General features: G+C 24.0%; 12 protein-coding genes and 1 tRNA gene. 5 read left to right on the top strand and 8 right to left on the bottom strand.

The genetic code is table 4. The features are described 5' to 3' along the window. Nucleotides 1-200: 200 nt before the first annotated feature. The 5 genes from rpmB to truB all read right to left on the bottom strand — a co-directional run bounded on the left by rpmB (nucleotide 201) and on the right by truB (nucleotide 3,264). Nucleotides 201-392: a 50S ribosomal protein L28 gene (rpmB, locus tag BU00_RS0100870; RefSeq protein ID WP_027121086.1), complete on the bottom strand. Its 192-nt coding sequence runs from the start codon at nucleotides 390-392 to the stop codon at nucleotides 201-203. 12 nt (nucleotides 393-404) lie between these two features. After that, entirely contained in the window at nucleotides 405-671 is a 267-nt protein-coding gene (rpsO, locus tag BU00_RS0100865) for a 30S ribosomal protein S15 (protein ID WP_027121085.1), read from the bottom strand. 85 nt (nucleotides 672-756) lie between these two features. Continuing rightward, nucleotides 757-1,611, bottom strand: coding sequence for an FAD synthase (locus BU00_RS0100860; protein WP_027121084.1), 855 nt, complete (start codon nucleotides 1,609-1,611; stop codon nucleotides 757-759). Beyond that, a complete protein-coding gene (locus BU00_RS0100855) occupies nucleotides 1,611-2,423 on the bottom strand; it encodes a YcsE-related riboflavin metabolism phosphatase (RefSeq protein ID WP_027121083.1) in 813 nt (270 codons plus the stop codon). The genes BU00_RS0100860 and BU00_RS0100855 overlap by 1 nt, the downstream gene beginning before the upstream one ends. Beyond that, nucleotides 2,416-3,264, bottom strand: coding sequence for a tRNA pseudouridine(55) synthase TruB (gene truB, locus BU00_RS0100850; protein ID WP_027121082.1), 849 nt, complete (start codon nucleotides 3,262-3,264; stop codon nucleotides 2,416-2,418). The genes BU00_RS0100855 and truB overlap by 8 nt, the downstream gene beginning before the upstream one ends. A gap of 113 nt (nucleotides 3,265-3,377) precedes the next feature. Between truB and gmk the strand changes: the two genes are divergently transcribed. The 5 genes from gmk to BU00_RS0100825 are packed head-to-tail and all read left to right on the top strand — an operon-like array spanning nucleotide 3,378 to nucleotide 7,256. Continuing rightward, nucleotides 3,378-3,986, top strand: coding sequence for a guanylate kinase (gmk, locus tag BU00_RS0100845; protein WP_425411670.1), 609 nt, complete (start codon nucleotides 3,378-3,380; stop codon nucleotides 3,984-3,986). Beyond that, complete coding sequence (locus BU00_RS0100840; protein ID WP_036458770.1) at nucleotides 3,979-4,731, top strand: PP2C family protein-serine/threonine phosphatase; 753 nt, start codon at nucleotides 3,979-3,981, stop codon at nucleotides 4,729-4,731. Before gmk ends, BU00_RS0100840 begins: the two co-directional genes overlap by 8 nt. After that, nucleotides 4,724-5,722 carry a serine/threonine-protein kinase gene (locus BU00_RS0100835; protein WP_027121079.1) on the top strand — a complete coding sequence of 333 codons (999 nt, stop codon included), beginning with the start codon at nucleotides 4,724-4,726 and terminating at the stop codon, nucleotides 5,720-5,722. Before BU00_RS0100840 ends, BU00_RS0100835 begins: the two co-directional genes overlap by 8 nt. Then, nucleotides 5,722-6,600, top strand: a complete 879-nt coding sequence (gene rsgA, locus BU00_RS0100830) for a ribosome small subunit-dependent GTPase A (protein WP_027121078.1) — start codon at nucleotides 5,722-5,724, stop codon at nucleotides 6,598-6,600. Before BU00_RS0100835 ends, rsgA begins: the two co-directional genes overlap by 1 nt. Continuing rightward, nucleotides 6,585-7,256 carry a ribulose-phosphate 3-epimerase gene (locus tag BU00_RS0100825; RefSeq protein WP_027121077.1) on the top strand — a complete coding sequence of 224 codons (672 nt, stop codon included), beginning with the start codon at nucleotides 6,585-6,587 and terminating at the stop codon, nucleotides 7,254-7,256. The genes rsgA and BU00_RS0100825 overlap by 16 nt, the downstream gene beginning before the upstream one ends. A 27-nt stretch (nucleotides 7,257-7,283) precedes the next feature. On the opposite strand, the gene BU00_RS0100820 is transcribed toward BU00_RS0100825, so the two are convergent. The 3 genes from BU00_RS0100820 to BU00_RS0100810 form a co-directional block, all read right to left on the bottom strand. After that, a complete protein-coding gene (locus BU00_RS0100820) occupies nucleotides 7,284-9,233 on the bottom strand; it encodes an ABC transporter ATP-binding protein (protein WP_036458768.1) in 1,950 nt (649 codons plus the stop codon). A gap of 14 nt (nucleotides 9,234-9,247) precedes the next feature. Further along, complete coding sequence (locus BU00_RS0100815) at nucleotides 9,248-11,041, bottom strand: ABC transporter ATP-binding protein (protein ID WP_027121075.1); 1,794 nt, start codon at nucleotides 11,039-11,041, stop codon at nucleotides 9,248-9,250. A gap of 88 nt (nucleotides 11,042-11,129) precedes the next feature. Then, a tRNA-Arg gene (locus BU00_RS0100810) sits at nucleotides 11,130-11,206 on the bottom strand. Nucleotides 11,207-11,403: the final 197 nt, after the last annotated feature.

Below are 11,403 nucleotides of genomic sequence, written 5' to 3'. Positions count from 1 at the left end.
CCGCTCGACATGCATGTATTAGGCACACAGCCAGCGTTCATCCTGAGCCAGGATCAAACTCTCGAAAAAATTGACTGTCATGTTTGTGTATCTAGATTTCAAAGAACTTTTTTAATTTTTTAAACTCTTTTTTTAAGAGCGAATTTATTATAACATAAAAAAAATAAAACCAAATAAATAGTTTTATTTTTTTAAATTTTTTATAGCAAACCTTTTGTTTTTAAAGTTTTTAAAGTTTTTGCACTAACTCTTAAAGTCATTCTTTGACCATCAATTGTAACTCTTACTTTTTGTAAGTTAACATTAAATTTTCTCTTAGAAGCATTCATTGCGTGAGAACGTGTATTCCCTGATAATGGACCTACACCAGATAGTTCACATCTTCTTGACATATTAATTTAGCCTTATTTACGTATATTTAATGCAGAAATAATTTTGTTGTATTCTTCTAAGCTAGATTCTTTTAAATGTTTTAATAAAACTTTACGTTGTGCAATTTTAGCAAAGAAACCTCTACGAGAGTGGTTATCTTTTGGATTCTTTAAAAAGTGTGGTTTAAGTAATTCGATATCTTCTGTTAAAATAGCTATTTGAACAGAAGTGTTTCCTGTATCTTGAGCGTTTTTACCGAATTTTTTTACCAATTCGGCTTTTTTCTCTTTAGAAACCATAATAACTCCTTTATATATTATCTTTTAAACCTAGCAAATATAAATTATATTAACCAAGTTGAAAATTGTCGAATTTTCATATTCATTATACACTCTTATTAATATTTATAAAATATTTTTTTGTTTGATAAACATCTTCTTCAGTAATTAAATCTTTGTCTGACTGAAAAATTATTCTTAATTGCTTTATAAATTCAATAAATATTTTTTTAGATCAATCGATGTTTAAAAATATGTCTTCAAGATCAATTATTTGAATTTTGATTTCCAAATGTTGGTTTATATGCACAAAACTTTTATAAATTAAATTACCAACATAAATATTACATATATAAATACCTGGGTGTAATGAAATTTGTTTTTTATTAAAGCAAAAAATTGAATTGGTATAATTTAGTGATAAAACAAAATTATGAACAAGTAAAGAATTAATTAAATTAATATCACCAAATTCAATTTGTTCCCTAATTAATGATGTTGAAATTTTAACATTATTAATTTCGAGTATATCTGAAATATAAACATTAATATTTGAATAAAGTTTGTTGATATCAGTTGCGCTATTCATTGCTTTGTTACCAAACTTAAAATCTTCACCAACAATTATGTTGACTTTTTTATTTTGTGTTAATTTTTCTAAAAACTGTTTTCCACTTAAATAATGTATTTGGGAAAAATCTAATTCTATAATAAAATCAAATTCTAATTGAGAAATATTGAAATAAAATGCGTCATTATCTTGAATTATTTGTTTATTATTTTTTACTGAAAAATCATTTGAATTAAAACGAACTAAAATTTTTCTACCTTTAGCCACTTCAAACATTTTTTTATAGAGTTGATAATGACCTAAATGAAATATTTGAAAACCCCCAATTATAAATGTATCGTTTTCTTGCGTTTGAAATTCATTTAGTTTATAAATAAGTAATTCATTCATTATATTAATTTAAGTTCTTTTAATTTCAAATAACTACCATCATACTCACAATCAATCGCAATATCTTTTGCAACTAACTTAATTTTATTATTTGCTCTTTCCATTGCGACTCCATAAAATGCGTCTCTGATCATTTCATAGTCATTAGAACTATCCCCAAAAGCAATTAAGTTATCCATTGTTAAACCAACTTCTTTGCACAATAAATTTAAAGTAGTACTTTTTGTAATATTTTTAGGAGAGATAAAAAAACCTCTTGATCAACGAGAAGCAATTTCCATATTAAGATTTTTATCTTCAATAAATTTTTGCACCTTATCAGAAAGTTCTCTTGTATTTTCGCTTCCAATTGTAATCATATACAAATGTTCAGAACTTAAAAGTTTTTCTTCATAAGTATGATAATTTTGGACAAAAGGTTTTACAAATCAAGAATTAAGTTGCATATTTGGTGATGTAAAAACTTTATCAAAATCAGTGATTGAAAAAGCCTCTATTTCGTTTTCGAATTGATTATAAATTTTAATAACTTCATCTTTATTTAACGAAACTTTGTAAATAATTTTTTTATTTTGCACATCTCAAATAAATGAACCATTTGCTCCAATATAATAATCAGGATTTAATTGTTCTAAAAAATCACCAATAGTTGCAAAGTCTCTTGCAGTAGAAACTACTGAAATAATATTTTGTTTTCTAAGTTCTACAAACATATTTTTAATATTTTGTGAAAAATTTGTTGTACCATTTGGTAAAATTGTTCCATCAATATCAAATGCAGCTATTTTAATAATTTCTTTTAACTTATTCATAATTTAACCTTTCTTTAAAAACTTTTTTAGGATGAAAAATATTATCTTTAATAAAACCTACACAACATATTTCATTAATTTTTGTTGAAAAAATAAAAGTAAGACCTTCAGAGAAGTTCATCTTTATTGTTCTGCCGTTTAATAAATCATTAATTCATATAGGATTTAGTTGCACAAAATTTGCATTAAATAATTTTCTAATATCATCTATTTTTTTTAATTCATTTTCTTGGATACCTTCAAGAGATAAAGTACCAATATTTGTTCTTATTAATTTTTTCATTACACAAATGTTATTACATAATTTAGCTATATCATATAAAAGTGTTCTTATATATGTACCTTCAGATACTCTTGTTTTTATTTCAAATGTTTGTTTTTCAAAATTGAAATCCAATAATTCTAAATCATATATTTCGATTTTTTGTTTTGGTATTTCAACAAACTTATCATTTCTTGCATATTCATATGCTTTTTTACCATTTATTTTTTTAGCACTATAAATCGGAGGTTGTTGTGTTTTTGTTTTTTTTATTTCGTCTAAAGCATTTTCTAATGTCTTCTTTAAAACTTTGTCAAAACTATTTTTCACAACATTTCCTGTAATATCTAATGTATCAGAAGATAAATTAAAAGTAGCACTTGCTATGTATGTTTTGTCTTTATTTTCAATATATTCAAGTGTTCTTGTATCACTTTCGGTTGCAATAAGCATTAATCCTGATGCAAGAGGATCTAAAATACCAGTGTGACCAATTTTTTTTGTTTGTAAATTTCTTCCAAGTTTTCTAACAGATTTATTCGCAAAATCACCACTTTTTTTATGATATAAATAAAACATAAAAACCCCTCTTAAGTTATATTAAATAAGTTTATCATAAAAATAAATAATTTATGCAAAATATGATTTTTTAGATATATCAAATATGAATAAAATGGTAAAATATCATTAATATGATGCATAAAACAGATAAGAAAGAACCTATTATTATTTTTTCAGGACCAAGCGGGGTCGGTAAAGGAACAATCGAAAGATTGTTATTTGATTTTGAAGAATTAAATCTTTCTTTATCTTGTTCTGCAACAACAAGAAAAAAAAGAAATGGTGAATTAAATGGTATTCACTACTATTTTATTGATACCGATAATTTTAGAGACAAAATTAAAAAAAGAAAATTTATAGAATTTTCTTATCATTTAAATAATTATTATGGAACTTTATATTCTGAATTAGATAAAATACATAATAAAAATAAGGTTCCTATGCTTGAAATTGAAACAAATGGTGTTAAACAAATATTAAAAAAATTTAGTGATCCTTTACTTGCTAAAAAATATAACTTAATAACTATTTTTGTTTTACCTCCTTCAATTGATGATTTAAAGAAAAGAATTAAAGCAAGAGGTTCTGAAAACGTAAGTGCTTTAAAAGAAAGAATTAAAAAAGCTCAAGTAGAATTGAAAGAATCAAATATTTATAAATATAAAATTGTTAATGATACTCCTGAAAGAGCAGCACAAGAAATCAGAGAAATATTACATAAGGAACTTGGTATTGAATAATTATTATTTTCTAAGCAATAAAGGGAATATAAGAACAAAAAACGAGGATTATATTCTCTTTTTTTCTAAGCAAAATTTTACAATTGGTTTATTGTGCGATGGTTTAGGCGGTCATAAGGATGGTGATTTTGCCTCTAAAACAATTATTGATTTATTGCAAAAATATTTTTTAGAATTTATAAATGAAAATAAACTAAAAAATATTAGAGAAGATATTTATAACATTATTAATTTAGTAAAAAATGAATTAAAAAAATCAGTTAAAGAGTTTAATAAATCTGAATCAATGGGCAGTACATTGGTTGCTTTTTTACACGATAAAAATAATAAAAAAATATATGTTTTTTATTCCGGTGACTCTAGATGTTATATTTATACAAATAAAAATGAATTATTACAAATTACAAAAGATCATAATTTAGTTAATAAATTTACAAATGATAAAACAACATTTTTAAAAAACTTAAATAAAGAACAGCAAAGATATTTAACAAGTGCAATTGGACCAAAAATAAATACAGTTTTGGATTTTATTATCATTGAAAATGAAAAATATTTTAATATAAATAAAATTATTTTAACTTCTGATGGAATACATGAATTTTTAACAAAAGAAGAACTACAAGCAATTATTTACAATAAAAAAACACCTAAATTAATTTGTGAAAGCGCAATAAATGAGGCTTTAATAAACGATTCAAATGATAATATGTCAATAGGTGTTTATGAGGTTTATAATGAATAAGTTTAATATCCCTTTAGATTCTACTGTTTACAAAATTTTTGACATTATAAAAATTTTAGGTACCGGCGGAATGGGTTATGTATATCTTGTAAAATTTAAAAATCCTAAATTTTCAGATAATACTTACGCTTTAAAATACTGTATTAATGATCAAAACGACAATAATAAAAAACGTTTTATTCATGAGATACAATTATTAAAAAAAATTAATTCCAAATATTTTCCAAAAATACACTATGATTATTTAAGTGAGAACGAACAGTTTTTTGTCATGGATTATATTGATGGTGAAACTTTAAATACATATTTAGAAAAAAATTTTAGATTATCAGTTAAGTTATCAAATCATTTAATTAAACAAATTGCCTCAGCAATTGATGTATTACACGACCTTGGAATAATTCATTGTGATATTAAATCACAAAATATTATGATAGATAATGCATATAATATTAAATTGCTGGATTTAGGTATTTCTATAACAGAAAATGATAATACAACAAAAAAGGAAAATGTTATAGTTTGTTCTCCGTATTATTCTGCGCCAGAATATACTTATAAAAATACAAAAATAACAAAAATGGTAGATATTTATGCGCTTGGAATTGTATATTTTGAAATTCTTACTGGTACATACCCTTTTAAATACGATTTAGAGAATGAAACAATTTTAGCTCATAGAGATAAAAAATTTCCAAATCCTAAAAATTTTAGAGATTTACCTCAATCAGTTTGTAACATTATTTTAAAAGCAACCGCTAAAAAACCAAGTGATAGATATATAAATATTGAAGAATTTAAAAAAGATATTTCAACTTCTTTAAATGAAGATAGAAAATTAGAAAAACCATTAAACATTAAAACATTAAAAACCAAAAAAGGAATTGTTAAATTAATAAATTCTATTTATTTTTTAATTTTTATAATTATTTTAGTTCTTGTAATTTTTCTTATTACCTTGTTTTTCTTTTCAAAAATAGGAGTTATTTAATGCAAATAAAATACAAAATTTTTAGTTCAGTTGCTGGTGTTTATGAAATTGTTAGTCTAGAAAACATTGACCAAAAGTTAAAGGTGCCTGCTGCTGGTAAATTTAGAAATTTAGATATAAAACCAATTGTTGGTGATGAAGTTTATTATAAAGACGGTATGATTTGTGAAGTTTTACCGAGAAAAAACTTTTTTATTAGACCTAAAATCTCAAACGTTGATCAAATGATAATTTTTGTATCAGTAAAAAAACCTAATTTTCAATCATATTTAGTTGATAAATATTTGGCAATAATTGAAAATAAATTAGTAAAACCAATTATTTGTATTACTAAAACCGATTTAGATTTAAAACAAGCGCAAGAATGAAAGTTATATTATCAAAATTTAGGTTATATAGTTTTTTTATTAACAAATAATGATTATGAATCATATAATCAACTAATACCTTTTTTAGGCAATAAATATTCAGTATTTATGGGTCAAAGCGGTGTAGGTAAAACAACATCCATAAATATTTTGACTAATTCAAATTATAAAACACAAGAAATTTCTAAAGCACTTGGTAGAGGTAAGCATACCACAAGAGAAGTTAGTATATTCCCTTTGCAAAACGGTTTTTTAATTGATACACCTGGTTTTTCTTCTCTTGATTTAGATATGAACGATATTGAATTAGCAAAAAGTTATAAAATTTTCAAAGAAAACAGTAAATTCTGCAAATATCGTTCTTGTTTGCATAAAAATGAAAATGAATCAGATTGTTTTATTAAACAAATGTGAAAAAATGGTAAAATTAATGACACTTTTTATAAAAATTATTTAAAGTTACAAAATGAATTATCAGAGAAGGAGAAAAAAATATGGAAAAATATGTAACACCAAGTTTATTAAATGTTGAAAAAGAAAACAGACTAAAAATGGTTGATAAGTTAATTAATAATGGAATTAGATGAATACATTATGATGTTATGGATGGTGAATTTGTTCCAAATACCGCTATTGAAATTGAAGAAATTATAAATATTGATGAAAAAGGATTAAAACATATTAAAGATGCACATCTAATGGTTACAAATCCTTATGAATATGTTGAAAAATTAAAAAATTATGTGGATATTCTTACATTTCACTATGAAGCAGTTGAACAAGATTTAGAAAAATTTGATGAGTTTTTAACAAACAACCAACATTCACTTAAAATAGGTTTGGCTATTAAACCAAATACAGAAGTATTAAAAATTAAAAAATTTCTTGACAGACTAACAATTGTTCTTGTTATGTCTGTTGAACCTGGTAAAGGTGGTCAAAAATTTATCGAGAGTTCGGTAGATAAAATAAGAGAATTAAAAAGCATAAGAATGGCTGAGGTTTATGACTATTTAATTCAAGTTGACGGAGGAATAAACGATATAACAGGGCCAGTATCATTAAGAGCAGGTGCTGATGCTGTTGTTGCTGGAACATATCTTATATCAAATCCTACTACAAAAAGGATTCAAAGTATTTTAGGTAATTTTAAACTTGAACTTTAGCAAAAAAACATCTCTAAAGATGTTTTTTTAATTTTGATTTTCAAATTGAGAATTATATAACCTTCAATAAAATCCTTTATTATCTAGCAGCTCATTATGGTTTCCACATTCAATAATTTCACCCTTATCAACCACTATTATCATATCAGCATTTTTGATTGTACTTAAACGGTGTGCTATAACAAAAGATGTTTTTCCTTTCGTTAAATGAATCATTGCTTCTTGTACAATTTTTTCGGTACTTGAATCAATATTTGAAGTAGCCTCATCTAAAATTAGCATATTATGATTTGATAATATTGCACGAGTTAAAGAAATCAATTGTCTTTGGCCTTGTGAAATATTCATTCCATTGTTTTCTATCATAGTATTATAACCATCGGGCATATTCATAATAAAATGATGTGCTTGTGTTAATTTAGCTGCTTGTTGAATTTCTTCAAAAGTAGAATTTGGATTTACTAATTTAAGATTATCTAAAACAGTTTGGTTGAATAAAAATGAATCTTGTAATACAATTGTTAAAATTTTTCTAAAATCACTTGTTTTAATATTTTTTAATTCAAAACCGTCAATTGTAATGTTTCCTTTTTCATAGTCATAATATTTACTTAATAAATTAATAATTGTTGTTTTACCTGCTCCAGTAGGACCAACAATTGCAATAACTTGCCCTTGTTTTGCTTTAAACGAAGCATTTTTTAATTGATAATTTTCAGAATTTTTTAAATATTTGAAATAAACATCATTAAACTCTATTATACCTTTTATTGATTTATATTCTCATTTATTAGTAAAAGAATTAAAGAATTTTCAAGCATAAAAACCATTTATATCACTATTTTGTGTTTCTGTAAACGATGCTTGTTTTTGATCATATTTAATATATGATATAAAAACTGATTCTTGATGTTTTATTGGTTCTTCTTCATTTAGTAATTGTGCAATTCTCGATGTAGAAGCTACCCCTACTTGAACACCAAAAATATTACCTAGAGCTGCTTGAAAAGGTCCTAAAAAGCTTCAATTAAGTGAAATAAATGTAACTATTAATCCTGATGTAGCATACCCATCTACACTACCAGCAATACCTTTTACACCAAGTATTGGTCAATTATTAAAATAAAATAATGCAGCAATTGCTGTAATAATTAAAATAATCACATTAGACATCACACCATAAATACTATCAAAACTTTTAGCAATTAAATCACCTTTAAATGCTGTATCTTTAATTTCTTTAGTAATTATTTTTAGTTGTTCATAAATTGAATCCTTTTGATTAAATGCGTTTGTTACTTTTGTGTTAGATAATGTTTCTTCAACAAAAGCGTTTAATTTTCCAAATGCATTTTGAATTAAAATAAAATGTTTTTGAGATTTTTTTAATAAAAGCATTACACCACCAAACATTAATAATGTTAATGGAATAACAATTAAAGTTAATGCACTAGAAACAATAAACATTGAAATTAATGAAACCAAGATACTTAAAAAAGCATTAATAAATGATGAAAAAACTTGATTTAATGAAAATGCAATTTTATTAATGTCAACAACTAATGTTGATATTAAATCACCAGTTTTATTTCTATCATAAAAAGAGATGTCTAATCTTAAAAGTTTTTTTGTTAATTTTTTTCTAATATCTGATGCACAGTCAAAACTTACTTGTACAAAAATTTTATTCTCAAAATACCTAAAAACACCATATATTAGATAACAAAACATTAAAAGCAAAAGAGTTAAAAAGAAATTTAAGGTTGGGAAGTTTTCTCATTTTAGACTACCATCAGCTAATGGAGTAAAAAATTTTGTTATTACAAAGCCTAATAAAAAACTTCCTGCTATATATGCTAAAACATTTATAAAAGAAAATAAAATTGCTCAATATAATCTTTTTTTATCAATTTTTAAAAAACTTCATAAAATTTTAAATGCTTGAAAACTTGAAAAATTTTTTGCTTCTTTTTGCATTAATTTCTTCCTTTCTATTGTTCAATTTGATTTTTATAAATATCAGCATATCAATTATTTGAATTTATTAACTCTTCATGTTTTCCTTGGTTTATAATTTTTCCCTTATCCATAACAATGATATTATCTGCATTAATAATAGAATTAATTTTTTGCGAAATAATAATTGTTGTGCACTTATAATTTTGTTTAATATTTTCAATCACTTTTTTAGTAGTTATATTATCAAGTGCACTTGTTGTATCATCTAAAATAAGAATTTTAGGTCTTTTTAAAAGTGTTCTTGCAATTGATAATCTTTGTTTTTGTCCTCCGGATAGGTTTTTACCTCTTTGTTCAATTTTATGATCCAAACTATCAGAAAAACTGTAAACAAACTCTTTAGAACAAGCGTTATCAAGCGCATAATTTATTTCTTCTTCAGTTGCATTTTCTTTTGCAAAAAGTAGATTTGATCTTACTGTTCCAGAAAATAATAAAGCTTCTTGGTAAACAATACCTACTGAATTATGTAAATCATCAGAATTTATTTTATTAACTTCTTCATCGCTAATTTGAATACTTCCTTGAGTATATTTCATATTATTGATTAATAAATTAACTAATGTAGATTTACCTGAACCAGTTGGGCCAATAATTCCAAGTGTTTGACCAGGTTTTATTTCAAAGTTAATATTTTCTAAAACATATTCTGGTGAAGAATCAAAATATTTAAATGAAAAATCTGTAAATTTAACTCCATAAGAACTCTTTTTTAAATCAAGTTGTAAACCATTTTTTACAAATAAATTATCATATTTATAATCTAAAACAGTCATAATTCTTTTTGAAGAAACACGTGCTCTGAAAAAAGTTCCTAAAAACTGTGAAAACATACTAATTCCAACAGCAATAAAAAACTCATATTCAATAAAAGTATTCATTTTTGCAATCAATTGTGCTATATCTTGTGATGGATTATTAGAAATTATTTTATAACCACCAATATAAATAAAAATAACTATTAAATTAACTATGAAGAAAAAGTAAGGCAAACTTAAAGCAAATAGTGAAAATATACTTTTAGAGTTATTTAACCATTTTTTATTAGCATCTAAAAATTTAGCATATTGAAATTCTTGTAAATTGTATGCTTTAATAAATCTTGCACCTGAAATAGTTTCATTAACTTCTTTTGTTACATTGTCAAGATTTTTTCTACTTTGTGCAATTTTTGGATGTACTTTTTTAAATATAAAAAACATTAAAAATAACAACAATGGTATAACAGCAACAATAGTTCATGTTAAATTTAAATCAGTCATTAAAGCAAACACTAAACCAATAATTATAAAAAGTGGTGCCTTAACTAAATCCCTTGAAGCACCTATTAAGAAATCTCAAAATACAGCAACATCATCATTAATTCTTGTCATTAAACTTTCTGTTGAAAAAGTTGAAATGTCTTTTAAACTTAATAATTGGTATTTTCGGTATAAAGCATCTCTATAATAATTAGAAGCATTTTCACCAGCTCACACACCAATTAATAAACTTAAAAATGAAGTTATACCTCCAAAAATTATCATTAAAACTAGTGATACTATTAAGAAATTAAGTGCATTTTTTTGAGTCTCAAAAGATATTGTTATAAAATCAAAAACCTTGACATTAAAAATTTGATTATTATTAGTAATCAAAAGTGGTAAAAATTGTGAAATAAAAATTGGAATAAACATTGTCAAAATAATGTTTAAAAAAAGTATAAAAACACTTAATGCAAACATTAATTTAATTTTTTTTGGTAGGATACCAAACATTTTTATCATTTTTTCTCCTTAGTACAATTTATATCAACAAATTTAAAATATTATTTCTAAGAATAAAGTGTCATTTTTTAAAAAAAAGTATAAAAAATGGCGATCACGAGAGGATTCGAACCTCTGACCACAAGCTTAGAAGGCTCGTGCTCTATCCAGCTGAGCTACGCGACCACGCATTAATATTTTAACATAAAGTTATAAAACACAAAATAAAAATCCTATCAACTTATTTGCGTTATTTTAAAAGTCACGATGCAAGTTACCATCAAAAAAATAGTAATATATAAATTTTATACAAAAAATAAATTTTCTTTATTTTTTGTATAAAAAAAGCAATAGAAAAGATGTTATTTGCGTTAGCAAATAAC

Source organism: Mycoplasma leonicaptivi ATCC 49890, from assembly GCF_000622205.1.
GTDB lineage: Bacteria > Bacillota_I > Bacilli_A > Mycoplasmatales > Metamycoplasmataceae > Mycoplasmopsis > Mycoplasmopsis leonicaptivi.
The sequence above is the reverse complement of the archived record's forward strand: the minus strand, read 5'-3'. Positions and strand labels throughout refer to the sequence as shown.